This is a genomic window from Thioclava pacifica DSM 10166, assembly GCF_000714535.1.
Classification (GTDB): Bacteria; Pseudomonadota; Alphaproteobacteria; order Rhodobacterales; family Rhodobacteraceae; genus Thioclava; species Thioclava pacifica.
Window position 1 is genome coordinate 18,883 of record NZ_AUND01000039.1, and the last position, 16,284, is coordinate 35,166.

At 65.5% G+C, this 16,284-nt stretch carries 18 protein-coding genes; 4 read left to right on the forward strand and 14 right to left on the reverse strand.

Annotated features, from left to right (window positions below; all coding sequences use genetic code 11):
* Complete coding sequence (locus TP2_RS15030) at positions 1-1,023, forward strand: aspartate-semialdehyde dehydrogenase (RefSeq protein ID WP_038079237.1); 1,023 nt, start codon at positions 1-3, stop codon at positions 1,021-1,023.
* A 228-nt stretch (positions 1,024-1,251) separates the two neighbouring features.
* Here the strand turns inward: TP2_RS15030 and TP2_RS15035 are convergent, their stop codons facing one another.
* The 3 genes from TP2_RS15035 to TP2_RS15045 form a co-directional block, all read right to left on the reverse strand.
* Entirely contained in the window at positions 1,252-2,082 is an 831-nt protein-coding gene (locus TP2_RS15035; RefSeq protein WP_038079239.1) for a C40 family peptidase, read from the reverse strand.
* The gene (locus tag TP2_RS15040) at positions 2,079-3,491 is read right to left on the reverse strand and encodes a leucyl aminopeptidase family protein (RefSeq protein ID WP_051692703.1); all 1,413 of its coding nucleotides are present in this window, start codon (positions 3,489-3,491) and stop codon (positions 2,079-2,081) included. Before TP2_RS15040 ends, TP2_RS15035 begins: the two co-directional genes overlap by 4 nt.
* 76 nt (positions 3,492-3,567) lie before the next feature.
* Positions 3,568-3,948: a hypothetical protein gene (locus tag TP2_RS15045; protein ID WP_038079241.1), complete on the reverse strand. Its 381-nt coding sequence runs from the start codon at positions 3,946-3,948 to the stop codon at positions 3,568-3,570.
* Between the two features lie 164 nt (positions 3,949-4,112).
* Between TP2_RS15045 and TP2_RS15050 the strand changes: the two genes are divergently transcribed.
* Together TP2_RS15050 and TP2_RS18105 are read left to right on the forward strand one after the other, a co-directional pair.
* Entirely contained in the window at positions 4,113-4,763 is a 651-nt protein-coding gene (locus TP2_RS15050) for a carbonic anhydrase (RefSeq protein ID WP_038079242.1), read from the forward strand.
* Between the two features lie 70 nt (positions 4,764-4,833).
* Positions 4,834-5,349 (forward strand): ribbon-helix-helix domain-containing protein, encoded by a 516-nt coding sequence (locus TP2_RS18105; RefSeq protein ID WP_157617147.1) that lies wholly within the window; start codon positions 4,834-4,836, stop codon positions 5,347-5,349.
* A gap of 6 nt (positions 5,350-5,355) precedes the next feature.
* Here the strand turns inward: TP2_RS18105 and TP2_RS15060 are convergent, their stop codons facing one another.
* The 4 genes from TP2_RS15060 to TP2_RS15075 form a co-directional block, all read right to left on the reverse strand.
* Complete coding sequence (locus TP2_RS15060; RefSeq protein ID WP_038079243.1) at positions 5,356-6,951, reverse strand: DUF4139 domain-containing protein; 1,596 nt, start codon at positions 6,949-6,951, stop codon at positions 5,356-5,358.
* A 123-nt stretch (positions 6,952-7,074) separates the two neighbouring features.
* Positions 7,075-7,422 carry a DUF2794 domain-containing protein gene (locus TP2_RS15065; protein WP_038079497.1) on the reverse strand — a complete coding sequence of 116 codons (348 nt, stop codon included), beginning with the start codon at positions 7,420-7,422 and terminating at the stop codon, positions 7,075-7,077.
* A 272-nt stretch (positions 7,423-7,694) separates the two neighbouring features.
* Positions 7,695-7,970, reverse strand: coding sequence for an I78 family peptidase inhibitor (locus TP2_RS15070; protein WP_169739547.1), 276 nt, complete (start codon positions 7,968-7,970; stop codon positions 7,695-7,697).
* Between the two features lie 8 nt (positions 7,971-7,978).
* Positions 7,979-8,329 carry an I78 family peptidase inhibitor gene (locus tag TP2_RS15075; protein WP_038079245.1) on the reverse strand — a complete coding sequence of 117 codons (351 nt, stop codon included), beginning with the start codon at positions 8,327-8,329 and terminating at the stop codon, positions 7,979-7,981.
* Between the two features lie 73 nt (positions 8,330-8,402).
* On the opposite strand from TP2_RS15075, the gene TP2_RS15080 reads away from it, so the two are divergent.
* Complete coding sequence (locus TP2_RS15080) at positions 8,403-9,533, forward strand: S-(hydroxymethyl)glutathione dehydrogenase/class III alcohol dehydrogenase (RefSeq protein WP_038079246.1); 1,131 nt, start codon at positions 8,403-8,405, stop codon at positions 9,531-9,533.
* A 59-nt stretch (positions 9,534-9,592) separates the two neighbouring features.
* Here the strand turns inward: TP2_RS15080 and TP2_RS15085 are convergent, their stop codons facing one another.
* The 7 genes from TP2_RS15085 to TP2_RS15115 all read right to left on the reverse strand — a co-directional run bounded on the left by TP2_RS15085 (position 9,593) and on the right by TP2_RS15115 (position 16,219).
* Positions 9,593-10,540, reverse strand: coding sequence for an AEC family transporter (locus tag TP2_RS15085; protein WP_038079250.1), 948 nt, complete (start codon positions 10,538-10,540; stop codon positions 9,593-9,595).
* Positions 10,537-11,343 (reverse strand): MBL fold metallo-hydrolase, encoded by an 807-nt coding sequence (locus tag TP2_RS15090; RefSeq protein ID WP_038079252.1) that lies wholly within the window; start codon positions 11,341-11,343, stop codon positions 10,537-10,539. Before TP2_RS15090 ends, TP2_RS15085 begins: the two co-directional genes overlap by 4 nt.
* Positions 11,340-12,158 carry a TatD family hydrolase gene (locus TP2_RS15095; protein WP_038079254.1) on the reverse strand — a complete coding sequence of 273 codons (819 nt, stop codon included), beginning with the start codon at positions 12,156-12,158 and terminating at the stop codon, positions 11,340-11,342. Before TP2_RS15095 ends, TP2_RS15090 begins: the two co-directional genes overlap by 4 nt.
* 22 nt (positions 12,159-12,180) lie before the next feature.
* Positions 12,181-13,305: a DNA polymerase III subunit delta' gene (locus TP2_RS15100; RefSeq protein WP_038079256.1), complete on the reverse strand. Its 1,125-nt coding sequence runs from the start codon at positions 13,303-13,305 to the stop codon at positions 12,181-12,183.
* Positions 13,306-13,391: 86 nt separating this feature from the next.
* Complete coding sequence (tmk, locus tag TP2_RS15105; protein ID WP_038079257.1) at positions 13,392-14,006, reverse strand: dTMP kinase; 615 nt, start codon at positions 14,004-14,006, stop codon at positions 13,392-13,394.
* A gap of 7 nt (positions 14,007-14,013) precedes the next feature.
* A complete protein-coding gene (locus TP2_RS15110) occupies positions 14,014-15,189 on the reverse strand; it encodes a D-alanyl-D-alanine carboxypeptidase family protein (RefSeq protein WP_038079258.1) in 1,176 nt (391 codons plus the stop codon).
* A gap of 16 nt (positions 15,190-15,205) precedes the next feature.
* The gene (locus tag TP2_RS15115) at positions 15,206-16,219 is read right to left on the reverse strand and encodes an SPOR domain-containing protein (RefSeq protein ID WP_038079259.1); all 1,014 of its coding nucleotides are present in this window, start codon (positions 16,217-16,219) and stop codon (positions 15,206-15,208) included.
* Positions 16,220-16,284: the final 65 nt, after the last annotated feature.

Here is a 16,284-nt window from a genome sequence, read left to right on the forward strand (position 1 = left end):
ATGGGCTATAAAGTCGTCGTTGCGGGCGCCACGGGTAATGTGGGCCGCGAAATGCTGAACATCCTGGCCGAGCGCCAGTTCCCGGTTGATGAACTGGTGCCGCTCGCGTCGCGCCGGTCGCTGGGCACCGAGGTCAGCTTTGGCGATAAAACCCTGAAGACCAAGGATATCGACGGGTTCGATTTCTCGGGCTACGACATCGCGCTGTTTGCGATCGGCTCGGATGCCACGAAGAAATACGCCCCGATCGCGGCCGCTCAGGGCTGTGTGGTGATCGATAACTCGTCGCTCTACCGCTACGACCCGGAGATCCCGCTGGTCGTGCCGGAGGTGAACCCCGAGGCGGTCGACAACTACAAGAACAAGAACATCATCGCGAACCCGAACTGCTCGACCGCGCAAATGGTCGTGGCACTCAAGCCGCTGCATGACCGCGCCAAGATCAAGCGCGTCGTGGTCTCGACCTACCAGTCGGTCTCCGGCTCGGGCAAGGAAGCGATCGACGAGCTGTGGGACCAGACCAAGGGCATGTATGTGCCGGGTCAGGAAGTGGAGCCGAAGGTCTATCCCAAGCAGATCGCGTTCAACGTGATCCCGCATATCGACGTCTTCCTCGACGACGGCTCGACCAAGGAAGAGTGGAAGATGGTCGCCGAGACCAAGAAGATCGTCGATCCGTCGATCAAGCTGACCGCGACCTGCGTGCGCGTGCCGGTCTTCGTGGGCCACTCGGAAGCGATCAATATCGAGTTCGAGGAATTCCTCGACGAGGACGAAGCGCGCGACATCCTGCGCGAGGCGCCGGGCATCATGGTCGTGGATAAGCGCGAGCCGGGTGGCTACATCACCCCGATCGAATGCGTGGGCGATTTCGCGACCTATATCTCGCGGATCCGCCAGGACTCGACGATCGAGAACGGCATCAACCTGTGGTGCGTGTCCGACAACCTGCGCAAGGGCGCGGCGCTCAACGCGGTGCAGATCGCCGAGACGCTGGGCAAACGCTGCCTGAAGAAGGGCTGAGTTTCGGCCTTGAGATTTGGAAGGCGCCCGGTCGGATCGGCCGGGCGTTTTTCGTTTGAGCGCGAGGGACGCGCCCGAGCTTTGGGTGGGCGCTTTGAACCGCCGGTGGCTTGGCGCTTTATCTCGAAAGCCCGCAGGTCGCTTGAACCCACGCCGACATCGACAATGCGCCCTCCCGGGGGGAGGGTCGGGCGCGGCCCGGGGCTGGTCGCCCCGTGCCAGAAGAGCCTACCGCATCACCCGCTTCACCCCGAGATACGCCCCGTCATCCGCCGCCGCGATCCGCGCCTTGCCCGCCTCGATCCCCTCATAGGCCACGCTCATCGTGTGGCCGTTCGCATGGAGCATCGTCTCGGGATCACAGACCAGCGCGATGTGCCCTTTCCAGAACAGCAGATCGCCGCGCTGAAGGGGGGCGCCTTCGGGCAGACCCTCGCCCAGCTCAGCCCATTGCATGTCGCTGTCGCCCGGCACGGATTGCCCGCAGAGCGCATAGCCCATCTGCACCAGCCCCGAGCAGTCGATCCCCGCGCGGCTATTGCCACCCCAAAGGTAGGGCGTGCCCAGAAGCCGCTCGGCCACCGCGACGGGGTCGCTTTCTGGCGTATCGAGCGGGCGCAGATGCTGGCGCGGCACATAGCCCTCGGGTGTCACGGCGAACATGCCCTCTTCGCCCGTGACCGCCAGCCGCGCGCCCATCGAAAGCGCCATCACCTCGCCGCGCTTGATCGAGGCCTCGCGGTAGAGATGCGTGGCAGGCGCGCTGACCACATGGGTTGCGCCCACCGGCGCGCCGAGCGCCGCATCCGCGACCCAGCCGCAATAGCCGTCCCATTCCGCCTGCACGAAGGTAAAATCGCCGCGCCGGTCGATCATCGTGACCTCGGCGCCAAACAGGATCTGCCGGTCGCGCAAACCGCCCGGCTCGGGGCGCAGATCAGTCACCGGTGCGATCACTCGCGCGGGCGCGCCATTGGTGAAACGGGCGGCCTCGAGCTGTCCGCGCAGGACCTCCAGAGCGACTTCGCCGGAGAAGGGCAGACGGCGGCGGTCGCTCATGTCAACACCTCCGGGAGGGCTGCGAAGATCGCCCGCGCACCTTGGCCGACCCCGCCTTTGGGACGGGCAGGGGCGGCGGCGGGTTGCCAGCCATAGATGTCGAAATGGACAAAGCGTTGGGTCTCGGTCACGAAGCGGCGCAGGAACAGCGCCGCGGTGATCGAGCCCGCCATGCCGCCTGAGGGTGCGTTGTCGAGATCGGCGATGCCGGGCTCGATCTTCGCCTCATAGGGCTCCCAGAACGGCATCCGCCAGAGCGGGTCGGCCACCGTTCGGGACGCTTTCGCCAGTGCCTCGGCGACACCGTCATCGTCGGTATAGAAGGGCGGCACATCGGGCCCCAGCGCCACCCGCGCCGCCCCCGTCAGCGTCGCCATGCAGATCATCAGATCGGCCGGGGTCTCGTCGGCATAGGCCAGCGCGTCGGCCAGCACCAGCCGCCCCTCGGCATCGGTGTTGTTGATCTCGACCGTCAGCCCCTTGCGGCTGGTAAGGATGTCACCGGGGCGGAAACTGTCGCCGCCGACGGAGTTTTCCACCGCTGGGATCAGCACACGCAGCCGCAGCGCCGCCCCGGTCGCCATGATCATATGCGCAAGCCCCAGCACCGTGGCCGAGCCGCCCATATCCTTCTTCATCAAGCCCATCGAGGCACCGGGCTTGAGGTTCAGCCCGCCTGTGTCGAAACAGACGCCCTTGCCCACCAGCGTCAGCGCCGGTCCCTCGCCGCCCCAGTTCAGTTCGATCAATCGCGGAGCGCGCGGCGAGGCGCGGCCGACTGCGTGGATCATCGGAAAGTTCTGCGCGAGCAGGTCCGCGCCTTTGACGACCTTGATCGTCGCACTGTGCCGCTCGGCCAGAAGGCGCGCAGCCGTCTCCAGCTCGTCCGGCCCCATGTCGGAGGCAGGCGTGTTGATCAGATCGCGGGTGAAGGCCTCGCCCTCGGCGATCGCCTCCAGCCGCGCCGCATCGAGCCCCTCGGGACAGACGAGCCGGGCTTTCGGCGGTGCGCTCTCCGCATAGCGACCGAACCGATAGCCCGCGAGCAGCCAGCCGAGCGCGGCCTCTTCGGCCATCTCTGCGGGCCAGGCCCCGGTCAATTTCCACGCGCCTTCGGGCAGAGCCCCCGCCGCACGGGCGAGGCCAAAGCGGTCTCGGGCCTGCTTGGCGGGCGCTCCAAGGCCAAGAAGCGCGCCTTCGACGCCGTCTGCGCCCGGCAGCAAGGCCACCTGACCCACCCCTGCGTTGAACCCTTGCGCCTTCACGAAGGCCGCCTGCGCTGGCGGAAGTTCGGCCAGCGCCGCGTCCAGCCCGTCTGGTGCGACGGGAATGAGCGGGCGCGATGCCTCATCCCTTTGGGCGAAGCGCATCGCGGGGCGATCGGCGAGGAAAGAAAATTCGGCGGGCATCGCGGCTCCTTGGGCTGTTCGCGCCCAAGCCTAGCGCCCCCGCGCGCACCCGCAAGACCTGATCAGACCGGCCCGGTTACGAGCTGAGATCGCCCAGATCCCAGACCTCGGTCAGGGACCGCTCCGCGATCCGGCCAAGCCGCGCCATTACCGCCGATTGCGCGATCGGATCATCTTGTTCGACGCATTGCGCGAGGTGGCGTGCGACCCTCACCATCGAGGTCAGCCCGACCTGTTCGGCCAGCACGCAAATCTCGGCAATCGTCCGGCGCAACCGCGTGCGATGACCGATCGTCGCGGCGTCCTCGAGCATGTTGAGGTGACCCGCAAGATCTTCCATCGCGGCTGATATCACCCGCTCTGCCGCGTCCTGCCCGAGCTCTGCATAGAGCACGACCAGCCGCGCCGGATCGAGCGCCATCGCCTCGTCGCAGCGCAATCGTGAAACCTGTGCCATCCCCGCACCCCTTCCATCTGACCACTCTCACCGACGGTCACTTTCGAGCCGAGGTCTCAAGATTCGGTTGAGCGATGCAGGAAATCTTCTCGAAATGTCTCGAAAACGCATCTCACGCGCGCTATGTGACGCTGCGGGAACATGAAACGGAGACCTAACGGACGATGAGAGAACATGTGAAGCCGCTGCCGAGCTATCTGGTGGGCCGTTATCAAGGGTGGCACGCCACCTCCTATGCCGAGAACCGTGCCTGGTATCGTCGTCTTGCCGATGAAGGGCAGCGCCCGCGCTCGATGATCATCGCCTGCTGCGACTCGCGCGTGCATGTCTCCTCGATGTTCGGCGCCGATCAGGGCGAGTTCTTCATTCACCGCAACATCGCGAATCTCGTGCCGGAATTCACCCCCGATGGCGATCACCACGGCACTTCGGCCGCGGTCGAATACGCGGTGACCAGCCTCAAGGTCGCGCATCTGATCGTGCTCGGGCATTCGAATTGCGGCGGTGTCGCGGGCTGCCATGCGATGTGCTCGGGCCATGCGCCGGAGCTGGAAGAAAAGAGCTCGTTCGTCGGCACCTGGCTGAACCTGTTGCGCCCGGGCTATGAGCGCGTGACCGAGCTGCCCGCCGAGGAACAGGTTCTGGCAATGGAGCGCGAGGCGGTGAAAATCAGCCTGGAGAACCTGATGACCTTCCCCTTCGTGCGCGAGGCGCTCGACGCCGATCGCATGACGCTGCACGGGCTGCGCCACGACATCGGCGAAGGCACGCTCGAGCAGTATGATGCGGAGACCGATCGCTTCGAAGTGATCTGAAACGCACCCGTACTGAACGGGCCGGGATCGCGTTCACCGGGCATTAAGCCTGATGGGCGATGCTCGGCCCATGAAACAGCATCGACTTGTCTCCCTGCGCCTTCCGCTCGATCTGATCGACCAGATCGGGAGGGAGGCCCATGCTCTGGGCCTGTCCCCGGCGGAGATGGCACGCCAGGCGCTGCGGCGAGGGCTGGCACCCGAACCCGAAGAGGTGGGCGAGGCGGCCCCGACGATGCTGCCCGAGATGGTCGCGGTCCACGAAGCGCTTGATCGCGCCTCCGACTGGCTCGACCTGCAAAAGCGGTTGCGGCGGGCCGGTTTCGTGTTGCGCGCGGGGACGCGCGGGGCGATCAGCTTGCATGACTGGCCCGCGAACCGATTTCTGATGCCGCTTGATGAGCTGGGAACGAGCCCGGCGGAACTCGTGCTGCGCTATCGCGCGCCTTTTCCGGGCAGGACCACCCATTCCGATCCACTTGCGCCGCCGGACGCGCAACGAACAGGTGTCATGAAAAGACCCGCAACCCCGGTCTCGCCAGCGTTGCGGGCCTATCTCGCAAAAGCGGCACGCGATGCCGCCTGAGCCTGCTCAGCGCAGGGTCTTGTCAATGGGCCAGCGCAGCGTTGTCTCGGTGCGCAGCATCTTCTCGGCCCCCGCCGGCAGGTCGAACCGCCAGGCCAGCACGCCGCGCTTGTGATCGTAATCACTCTTGCTCGCGGGGGGCTCGACAGTCGTGGTGATCTTGAGGTCTTCCTGTTCCGAATAGGGCACACGGTCGATCACGCGCATAGGCCAGTCCTGACCGGTGAGGTTCTTCACCTCGATTTCCACCACCTCGCGGCGCTCGTTCGATTTCGTCAGAATCCCGCGATCGCCTTCCATTGTGTCGGGCATGCGGCGGCTGACCCGTATGCCTTCGATCGGCCCGAACCCAAGCATCATATCTTCGCCCGCAGCCACCATCGGGAGCCAGGCCTGTCCGACCACCGCCCCATCAGCGAAAAGCGTGGCATTGCCGGGCAGCAGGATTTCTCCGGTCGCGTTGGTCCCTTCAGCGATGCGATAGGCGGTCTCGTCGGATAGAGGCGCAGCCTCGACGAGCACCTCCATCGGCAGGGTCTTCTCGTCGAGGCTCAGCCGCAGGTCATCGACCCCATCGCGAATATCCACGGCTGCGGGGTAGTGATAGGTCACCGTCTCTCCCTGCATCTCCATCTCGGCGCGATCACTCAGCATGGCCTCGGCGGCCGGTTCGGGCGCGGCGTCGGAAGCGCGCGCGAAGGTCTTGGGTGCGGGGGAGATGACGATCGGATCGCCAATGCGGGCGAGGCGGGGATAGACTTCGCCGGGTTCGGATTGTCCGCCGGGGCGTGCGGTCGAAAGTGTCAGGTCCACCCCGCGCCAATCCTCGCCGCTGGCCTGATGGACCGAAACGAAACGCTCCATCTGCACGGCGCCGGCCGCGCGATCGAGGCGCAGATCGTAAGAGGGCTGCCAGCCTGCATCGCCGGTAAAAGTGGTGATCGTGAGCGTGCCCGAGCCCTGTACGCTCGCACGCAGAACCTCGTGATCCTCGGCTGGATTCAGGAGCGCATCAAGCGCGGCCTGTGCCTGTTTGACCGCCTCCTGCGCTGGCTCCAGTGCGGCTTCGGCCTTGCGCGCCTCGGCCTCTGCGGCAATCGCGGCCTCGCTCGCGGCGAGGATCTGGGTGCCGACCATCTCGGCCAGCGCCTGCAATTGCGCGGGATCGCTGACCTGGGGCTGCGCACCCTTCAGAAAGGCGATCTGATCGCGCGCGGCCTGCGCCTTGGCGCGGATTGCCGCGAGCCCGTCTTCTTGCATGGCAAGCGCTTCCTGCGCGGCCTTCAGCGCGGCGCGCGCGGCTTGCACCTGCGACGAGCCTGTCGGGTCAAGCGCGGGCATGCGCCCCGAGATCAGGCTGACCGCGCCCACGCGGACGCCGTCCCCCGAGATGCGCAGGCTCTGGATGTCTGTCCCCGCGGGCAGGCCCGGCACGTAAAGCTCATGCGTGCCCTCCGGCGCCGCAAGCGTGACCTGCCGCTCGACTTGCGCGCCGCGTGGGAACAGCGTGACGGCGGTGATCTTTGCAGGGGCTTCGATCGTGTCGGCGAAAACGGGCAGGGCGGTCGCCATCATCAGGGCCGCGGTCAGAGAAATGCGCATCGGGTCCTCCCAGAACTGAATGCCCCGAGCCTGCGGCGCGCGGGCACGGGATGCAAGTGAGGTGGGACTGCACTGGCGGGAAGTCGCGAGGGAAAGGGGCTTTCATTTTCCCCGCAGCCCGGATCAGTCGACCGAGCGGATCAGCTTGCGTTCAAGCACGCGCAGAACGGTGCGCAGATCATGCCCGCGGCGCAGGATCTGGCCCTGCTGGCCGATCACCGCGTATTGGCCCTGTTTGCTGCGCAGGGCGGGGCGTTTCTCGATACGGAAGACGGGCACTTCGGCGGTGCGGCGGAAGATCGAGAAGATCGCGACTTCGCGCAGAAAGCTCATCCCGTAATCACGCCATTCCCCCGCTGCGACGGCGCGCCCGTAGAGCGACAGGATCACCGAAAGCTCGGCGCGGTCGAAGGCGACCTGCTGAGGCTGGCCGGATGCATTCGGGAAGGGGGTCGGCGTCTGAACCGTCATGCAGAAATGGTACATCGCGCGCGGCGCAAATCAAGCCTCGGCGGGCGCGCCGCATTTCTGCCGCAAAAAGATCCCGAAATTGTCCCAGTCCGCGCGACTTCCTGCCGATATTCGAGGCGATAACGGTCTCAGCGGAAAACGCTAAAAAACCCGGCGGTGTGGTCAACAGCCCCCACCCAGTTCGCACCGTCGGGGAGCTTTCCGCACTGGCAGCAAAAAGCCCTCGCCCAATTTCCGGGACGAGGGCTTTTTCTTTCCGGCGAGGCCGGGCCTCAGTAGCACTTCACCTCGGTGATGACATCCTGATCGTCGAGAAGGACATTCACCCGCTGGGCGTTGTAATCCATCGTCACCGCCTCACTGGGGCGGATCACCCGTAGTGCGCCTTCGAAATAGATCGCGTCGAGCGCCGCCACGTCGCGTCCGACGAGGGCGGCAATCGCGGGTGGCGGGCACATACCGGGATCGCCCGCGTCCTCCGAAGCCGAGCTGTCTTCGGACTTGCACGCCGTCAGCGCGAGAAGTCCCGCACAGAGGAAAAGCGCCACACGCATCCTCAGCCGCAATCGATATTGTAAATATTCCCCGCGCCATCGAGGCGGAATACCACACGCTGCGGGTTGTAGATCTGGTCCTCGACGCCGCGCCACTCGACGATGCGATAGGGGCGGGTGATGGTCAGCGTCTGGATCTGCGAAGCGGGCTGACCGAGCACAGAGATATAGTTCACCGCACCGCAGGTGTCGGGCTCACGCTCTTCCAGACCACCTGCATTGACCGTGACCGACGGGGTCATATGTGGTGCAGGCGAGGGCATGGCCTGATCGGGCGTGTCCTCGAGGGCGGTATCGGGGTTGCAGGCTGCCAGCACCAGAACGGCGGCAATAGCGGAAAACGGTCTCAACATGTCGCACCCTTGATTGCAAACGCCGCGCCGATGGCGCAGGCTCCTGTCAATTCTATACAAGGAGGAAACGCCCATGAGAACCCGTGCCGCAGTCGCTTTGGAGGCCGGAAAACCGCTCGAAATCATGGAGGTGGAGCTGGAAGGCCCGAAAGCGGGCGAGGTGCTCGTCGAGATCAAGGCCACCGGGATTTGCCACACCGACGAATTCACCCGCTCGGGTGCCGATCCCGAAGGCATCTTCCCGGCGATTCTCGGCCATGAGGGCGCGGGCGTGGTACTCGAGGTGGGCGAGGGCGTCACCACGCTCAAACCCGGCGATCACGTCATCCCGCTTTATACGCCCGAGTGCCGCGAATGTCCTTCCTGCCTGTCGGGCAAGACCAACCTGTGCACCGCGATCCGCAACACGCAAGGCCAGGGCCTGATGCCGGACGGCACCACGCGCTTCAAGATGCTCGATGGCACGCCGATCTATCACTACATGGGCTGCTCGACCTTCGCCAACCACACGGTGATGCCCGAGATCGCGCTGGCGAAAGTCCGCGAGGACGCTCCCTTCGACAAGATCTGCTATATCGGCTGTGGCGTGACCACCGGCATCGGCGCGGTGATCAACACCGCGGGGGTCGAGATCGGCTCAACCGCCGCCGTGTTCGGCCTTGGCGGGATTGGCCTGAACGTGATCCAGGGCCTGCGCATGGCAGGTGCGGACATGATCATCGGCGTGGATCTGAATGACGGCAAAGAGGAAATGGCGCGCAAATTCGGCATGACCCATTTCGTGAACCCGTCGAAATCGGACGTGCCGGTGGTGCAGCAGATCATCAACCTGACCAAGACCGAGCGCGACCAGATCGGCGGCGTGGACTATTCCTTCGATGCCACAGGCAATGTGCAGGTGATGCGCGACGCGCTGGAATGCTCGCATCGCGGCTGGGGCGTGTCGGTGATCATCGGCGTCGCTCCCTCGGGGGCCGAGATCGGCACGCGTCCGTTCCAGCTCGTCACCGGGCGCACCTGGAAAGGTACGGCTTTCGGTGGTGCGAAGGGCCGCACGGATGTGCCGAAATTCGTCGAGTGGTACATGAACGACAAGATCGAGATCGACCCGATGATCACCCACACCATGCCGCTCGAAGATATCAACAAGGCCTTCGATCTGATGCATTCGGGGGAGTCGATCCGCTCGGTCGTGATCTACTGATCCGCCCTGACATTCCTGCGAACGCCCGGCCTCGCGGTCGGGCGTTTCGCGTTGCGGGGTCAAGGCAGGATCGCGAGCCAGCCCCAGATCGTGAGGATCGAGAGCGCCGTGGCGATCAGCACCGCCGAGGCCGCCACCCGCCGCGCCACGCCGTAGATATTGGCGAAGAGATAGGCGTTCACCCCCGGCGCCATCGAGGCGGTCAGCACCGCAGAACGCAGCGCGCTCGCGTCCACCTTGAAGGCATAATGCGCCAGCCCATAGGTGATCGCCGGGTGCAGCAGCAGCGACAGGCCCGTGATCATCGCGATCGCCTTCGCATCGCCCTCGGGGCGGTAGCGATAGAGAACGCCGCCCAGCCCGAACAAAGCCGCCGGCAGGGCCGCGCGGGACATCATGTCCATCGAGACCTGGATCGGATGGGGCAGGGGCAATCCGGTCAGGCTGGTCACGATCTTGATCGCAAAGCCCGAGAGGATACCGATCACCAGCGGTGTACGCAGCACGCCCACCAGCGCGTTGAGACCGACGCGGCCAAGGCTGGTGCCGGTGCCCGACGAGCGAACCATCTCCATTGCGAGAATGCCGATCGTGTAGAGAAACGGCGAATGGACCGAGATGATCGCGAAATTGCCAGAAAGCGCCGCCTCGCCATAGGCGCGCTCGGTGATCGGCACGCCCAGGAGAAGCGAGTTCGAGAACAGGCAGGCAAAGCCGATCGCGACGCTCTCGGGACCGGTGCGGCCAAGCATCCGCGCTCCGGTGATCCCGATTGCGAAAGAGATCAGCGCGCCCGCGTAAAAGGCCGCCATCATCGGCCAGTTATAGCTTTGCGACAGGTCGAGATTGGCGATTGAGCGCGCTAGCAGAACCGGCACCGCGAAATTCTGCGCGAACCGCATCAGCCCGTCGACCGCGCTTTCCGAAAACAGCCCCCGCCACGCCACGACATAGCCGAAACCGATCACGAGGAAGACCGGCAGGATGACGTCGATCAGCGCGCTCATTCGAGGGCGAAGTCCAGCACCATCCCGTCATGGGCCGGGCGCACGTGGTCGGGCGTCTCGGCGGCCACGGCATCATGGTCGAGATCAATATGCATGTTGGTCAGCACCGCGCTTGCGGGCCGCGCGCGCTCGATCCATTCCAGCGCGCGTGCGAGATGGGCATGGGTCGGATGCGGCGTCCGGCGCAGCGCGTCGAGCACCCAGCAATCGAGCCCCTCCAGATGCGCCCAAGCGGGCTCGGGGATCGCCGAGACATCCGGCAGATAGGCCAGCCCGCCAATGCGAAAGCCGAGCGCGTCGATATTGCCATGCTCGACCTCGAAGGGCTGAAAGCGGATCGGCCCGCCCGCGCCGGTGATCTCGAACGGAGTTTCGCGGCGGATCGCGTTCAGCTCGCAGATCGGTTTGTAATTGCTGTCGGCGGGCTGCACGAAGGCATAGGCGAAGCGGTCGAGCAGGGCCGCTTCGGTATCGGCATCGGCCCAGACCGGCAGGCGCGCGCGCATGTTGAAGACGATCTGGCGCAGGTCATCGAGCCCGTGGACATGATCGGCATGGCTATGGGTGAAGACCACGGCGTCGAGTTCGCCCACGCCCGCGTTCAGCAGTTGCTGGCGCATGTCAGGGGTGGTGTCGATCAGCACGCGGGTCGTGCCCGCGGGGCTCACCCGCTCGACCAGCATCGAACAGCGCAACCGACGGTTCTTCGGATTGGCCGGATCGCATTCGCCCCAGTGATTGCCGATCCGCGGCACACCCCCCGAGGAGCCACAGCCGAGGATGGTGAAGCGCATCCGGTTCATGCGGCGAGGCTCCCCCGTTCGCCATGCTCGGCGGCTTTCCAGAACAGGCGGTCGAAATTGGCCTGGGTCGCAGCGGCAAAGTCTTCGTAGCTCAGCCCGAACACCTCCGCGCCGACTTTCGCCGTGTGGGCGGTATAGGCGGGCTCGTTGCGCTTGCCGCGATGGGGCGGGGGCGCGAGATAGGGGCTGTCGGTCTCCACCAGAATCCGATCAAGCGGGGCTGCGGCGAAGATGTCGCGGACTTCTTGCGATTTCGGGAAGGTCGCGATGCCCGACATCGAGAGGTAAAAGCCCAGATCAATCGAGGCCTGCGCCAGACGCGGGCCCGAGGAATAGCAATGCATGACGCAGCCATAGGGTTTGGCCTTCATGCCCTCGGTCAGGATCGCCTCCATATCCGCGTCGGCATCGCGCGAGTGGATGATCAGCGGAAGCCCGGTTTTCTGCGCGGCCTCGATATGGAGCCGTAGCGAGACTTTCTGCGCCTCGGCGCTTTCGGCGGTGTAGTGATAGTCGAGCCCGGTTTCGCCGATACCGACGAATTTCGGATGCTTGGCCAGCGCCACCAGATCTTCGACGGTTGCCATCGGCTCCTCGGCCACGCTCATCGGGTGAGTGCCGGCCGCGTAGAACACGCCCTTATGCGCTTCGGCGATCGCGCGCACGGAAGGCTCGTTTTTCAGCCGCGTACAGATCGTCACCATCCGCGTCACGCCCGCCGCATTCGCGCGGGCCACGATCGCGTCGCGCTCGCCGTCGAAATCGGGGAAGTCGAGATGGCAATGGCTGTCTGTGATCTCGGGCGGGAGGGTCAAATCTGGCTCCTTTCGCGCGGGTTCAGGACGCCGCGGCTGTGATCTCCAGAACGATATCCATCACGAGCGCGGCAGGGTCAAGGTTGACCGCCCGGCCATGGCGTGCCCGCGCGCCCATCGCATCATGAAGCGTCGCCCATTTCATCGCTGCCTGTTCATCGGGCGAAAGCCGTGCGAGCAGCTCGGCCTCGCCGGGGGCGGCCTCGGGGGAAGGCGGGCCCATCACGCCCGCGCGGGCCGCGCGCGACAGGAACAGGTCAATCAGGTTCAGCACCAGCTCGTAACGGTTCTCATTGGCCTTGCCGGTGCAGCTTTCGGCGAGCGCCAGCGCGCCGAGCCGGTCAAGCCGGGGCAGCGAGGCCATCAGGCTTACCAGCTTGGCATAGGTCGTCAGACCGTCCTGGTTGATCAGCCGGATCGCCGCCCCGACCGAGCCGCCGGACAATGCCGCCAGCGCGAGGTGGTCAAGCTCGGGAGGCTCGCCATCCTCCTCGGCGGCGGCGATCGCGGTTTCCATCTGCGTGGGCCCCAGCGTGCCGAGCCGCAATTCGCGGCACCGCGAGCGGATCGTCGGCAAGAGCCGCGCGGGCTGGTGCGCGATCAGCAGGAAGGTCACGCGCGCGGGCGGCTCTTCGAGCAGTTTCAGCAGCGCATTGGCCGCCTGTATATTCATCTCATCGGCCGCATCGACGATCACCACCCGTCGCCCGCCCTCGGCCGCCGAGAGGTGCAGGAAGGATTTCAGCTTGCGTACCTCGTCGACGCGGATGTCTTGCGAGAGCGCGGATTCGGTGGCGTTGGGGCCGCGCTTCAGAACGAAGATGCCCGGCTCCGATCCGGCATGAATGCGGCTGAGCGCGGGGTGGTGCGGGTCGGGTTCGAGGCTGGTCGGTTTCTCCGGCTCTCCGAACAGGCCCGGCCCGTCATCCTCGGGCTGGGTCAGCAGGAAGCGCGTGATCCGCCAGGCGAGCGTCGCCTTGCCCACGCCACGCGGTCCGGTCAGCAGCCAGCCGTGATGCAGCCGCCCCATGTTGAAGGCGTCGAGGAAATCCTCTTCCGCCCGCGTCTGGCCGACCAGCCGCACCGTGTCACGCGGATGGCGCGCGCCGGGGGCAAGGGTTGGATCGGGCAGGTCGGCGAGGCTCATGGCGGCACTCTAGTGGGCGGTGCGGGTGGTTTCCAGCGGGGTTTTGGCGCGTCGGAGGCAATTCCATCTTGGCGCGGGCGCGTCCCTCAGTTCGGCAATTCCGCCTGAACGACATCCAGCACATCCGCCGCTATGGCCTCGGGCTCCCGTGCGCCATCTATCACCCGGAAGCGGTCTGCGAATTCCTCGGCAAGCGACAGGAACCCCGCGCGCATCTTCTCTTGCAACCCGACGCCGAAATCCTCGAACCGTTCCTCGGTCCCCTGCCGTCCCTTGGCGCGCGCAAGTCCCACCGAAGGGTCAATGTCGATCAGCACCGTCAGATCCGGCTCGCGGCCGATCATAAGGACATGCAGCTGATCCACGACTCCGCGCAGATCACCGCGCGAGAGCCCCTGATACATCCGTGTCGAATCCGCAAAGCGGTCGCAGATCACCACCTTGCCCGCAGCAAGCGAGGGCGCGATCACGCGCTCCAGATGATCCCGGCGGGCTGCGGTAAAGAGAAGGATCTCGGTTTCCGCCGACCAGCGGTCAGGATCGCCTTCGAGCACGAGGCGACGAATTTCCTCGGCCCCCGGTGACCCGCCCGGTTCACGCGTCAGCACCACCTCGCGGCCAGACGCGCGCAACGCCTCTGCCAGCATCCGCGCCTGCGTGGATTTCCCTGATCCGTCGATGCCTTCGAAGCTGATGAACATGCGCGGGTTAACTGTTGACGCGTTCCATCGCCGCGTCGAAGGCCTTGCCCGAAAGCCGCGCCAGCGCCGCTTTCACGCGCACCACGAAGCCGCCTTTCTTCACGTCTTCGGTCGCCACCAGCGGCACCTCGGTCGGCGCATCGAGTCCGGGAACGGTAATCACGAGCTTGCCGATCTGCTGGCCTTGCTTGATCGGGGCCGCGACCGGGCCGTCAAAGACCGCCTCGGCCGTCACTTTGTCCTTGGCCCCGGCGGGGATCAGAAGCGAGAGATCCGTCTCGGGGGCGAGGCCCACCGAAGGCTTGTTGCCCAGCCAGACCGGCGCTTCGGCGAGCTGAGTGCCCGCTTTCGCCACGTCCTTCATCACGAATTGACGGAAGGCCCAGTTCGCGACTGCCTCGCCTTCCTGACGGCGCGCCTGCTCAGACGGCATGCCCGCGAGCACGAAGACAATGCGCCGGTCGCCCATCACGGCCGAGCCCACCAGACCGTAGCCCGCTTCCTGCGTGTGGCCGGTCTTCATCCCGTCCGCCTTCCAGTCGGCGGCTTTGATCTCCAGCAGAGGGTTGCGGTTCTCCGCATTGGCCGGGGCGCGATCCTTGTAGTTGAAATGCGTCTCGCTGAAGAAGTGATAATATTGCGGGAAATGGGTGATGATCCGGCTCGCGATGATGCCCAGATCATGGACCGACATGCGCTGGCCGGGGTCGGGCCAGCCGTTTGAGTTGGCGAACATCGAGTTCTCCATCCCAAGCTGATGCGCGCGCTCGGTCATCAAATCGGCGAAGGCAGGCTCGGAGCCTGCCAGACCCTCGGCCACCACGACACAGGCATCGTTGCCCGAATTGATGATGATGCCCTGGATCAGGTCGCGCACGGTCGGGCGGTCGGTCGTGTTGAGAAACATCGTCGAACCGCCCATCGACTGCGCATGCGCCGAGACCGGGAAGGTCGTGTCCATCGTGACGCGCCCATCCTCGAGCGCCTCGAACAGCAGGTCGAGCGTCATCAGTTTCGACATCGAGGCGGGCGGGATCGGGATATCCGCGTTCTTGGCCAGCAGCACCGTTTGCGTCGTCAGGTCATAGACCCAGGCAGCCCGCGCTTTGGTGTCAAAGGCGAATGCGGGCAGGGCGGTCAGGCTCGCGATCAGCGTGGCGGCGATCAGTCGGAAGAAGGTCATGTCTTTCGCAGCGGTCCTATTTCGTCACGGGGTAGGCGTCGGGATAGCCAAGCTCGTGAATGGTTTTCTCAAGCGCCTTGAGGTCGGTTTTCGTGGGCGCAGGCCCGGCGACGACGCGCCAGAAGGTCTTGTCGTGGCTCGATTCCTTGTTGATCTGCGCGATCACACCGGCCTTGGACATCTGCTCCACGGCGCGTTTTGCATTTTCCTCGACCGAGAAGATCCCGATCTGGATATACATCTTGCCTGCTGGAGCCTTGGGGGTCTTCGGCGCGGCAGGTTCGGTTGCGACGACCGGCGGCGCGGGGGCCGGAGCCGGGGCGGGCGCGGCCCCGATCGCGGGCTTGGCGGGCGTGGGCGTTTTTACCGACTCGGCCGGTTTCGCGGGCGCGGTGGTGGTCTTGGTGGGTTTCGCAGGCGGCTTGGGCTTCGTTTCAGCTTTCGCGATGCCTGCCGCAGCGGTCGCTTTCACCTCGTCGAGCGATTTCTGCTCGACCGTTTCGGGCTTGGCGATGACCGGTTTGTCGACAAGCGGCTTGGGCTGTTCGACCGGCACCGTCTCGCGACGCAGCGCCACGACCGAAAGTTCGGTCGGCGCACCGGCGAGCATACCGAGCGCCTCGGCGGCGTCCGAGCTCACCTGGAGCTTCGGTCCCGGATTGTCGGTCTCGCGCTTGAAGAGCGCGCCGATGACGAATTTGCCGTTGGCGGGGTTGCGGATGATTACCCGCTCGGGATCTTTCACATTGGGATGCGCGACCCAGACGCCACCGAGCGAGGGACGACCGTCCCAAAGGCCCTTCTCGTCGGTCGAGAAGACCTGAGGCGCCTCGATATCGCGCTCGACCATTTTCTGTTCGGTCTGCGGGGCCGCTTCGCCATCGGCTGCAGCGGCTTCTCCCTCCGGCTTGGCCTTTAGAAAGCCGAGGCCGCCGCCGCTTTCCTGACAGCCGGCGAGCGCAAATCCCGCCCCCAGCATCAGCGCGAGCCCGGCCATACGCTTGCCCGATTTCCCGTCCTGCCCTGTCATGTCGATGCCCCCTCTTCGCGCGGTTGTCCCGCTTCTTGATGCCCGCCTGACCCGCCCTGGCAGGC

Coding starts and splice junctions, on each gene's coding strand:
- TP2_RS15080 (WP_038079246.1), top strand. CDS start 8,403: ATGAGAACCCGTGCCGCAGTCGCTTTGGAGGCCGGAAAACCGCTCGAA.
- TP2_RS15060 (WP_038079243.1), bottom strand. CDS start 6,951: ATGCGCATTTCTCTGACCGCGGCCCTGATGATGGCGACCGCCCTGCCC.
- TP2_RS18105 (WP_157617147.1), top strand. CDS start 4,834: ATGAAACAGCATCGACTTGTCTCCCTGCGCCTTCCGCTCGATCTGATC.
- TP2_RS15090 (WP_038079252.1), bottom strand. CDS start 11,343: ATGAACCGGATGCGCTTCACCATCCTCGGCTGTGGCTCCTCGGGGGGT.
- TP2_RS15100 (WP_038079256.1), bottom strand. CDS start 13,305: ATGAGCCTCGCCGACCTGCCCGATCCAACCCTTGCCCCCGGCGCGCGC.
- TP2_RS15040 (WP_051692703.1), bottom strand. CDS start 3,491: ATGCCCGCCGAATTTTCTTTCCTCGCCGATCGCCCCGCGATGCGCTTC.
- TP2_RS15030 (WP_038079237.1), top strand. CDS start 1: ATGGGCTATAAAGTCGTCGTTGCGGGCGCCACGGGTAATGTGGGCCGC.
- TP2_RS15065 (WP_038079497.1), bottom strand. CDS start 7,422: ATGACGGTTCAGACGCCGACCCCCTTCCCGAATGCATCCGGCCAGCCT.
- TP2_RS15035 (WP_038079239.1), bottom strand. CDS start 2,082: ATGAGCGACCGCCGCCGTCTGCCCTTCTCCGGCGAAGTCGCTCTGGAG.
- tmk (WP_038079257.1), bottom strand. CDS start 14,006: ATGTTCATCAGCTTCGAAGGCATCGACGGATCAGGGAAATCCACGCAG.
- TP2_RS15050 (WP_038079242.1), top strand. CDS start 4,113: ATGAGAGAACATGTGAAGCCGCTGCCGAGCTATCTGGTGGGCCGTTAT.
- TP2_RS15110 (WP_038079258.1), bottom strand. CDS start 15,189: ATGACCTTCTTCCGACTGATCGCCGCCACGCTGATCGCGAGCCTGACC.
- TP2_RS15075 (WP_038079245.1), bottom strand. CDS start 8,329: ATGTTGAGACCGTTTTCCGCTATTGCCGCCGTTCTGGTGCTGGCAGCC.
- TP2_RS15085 (WP_038079250.1), bottom strand. CDS start 10,540: ATGAGCGCGCTGATCGACGTCATCCTGCCGGTCTTCCTCGTGATCGGT.
- TP2_RS15045 (WP_038079241.1), bottom strand. CDS start 3,948: ATGGCACAGGTTTCACGATTGCGCTGCGACGAGGCGATGGCGCTCGAT.
- TP2_RS15115 (WP_038079259.1), bottom strand. CDS start 16,219: ATGACAGGGCAGGACGGGAAATCGGGCAAGCGTATGGCCGGGCTCGCG.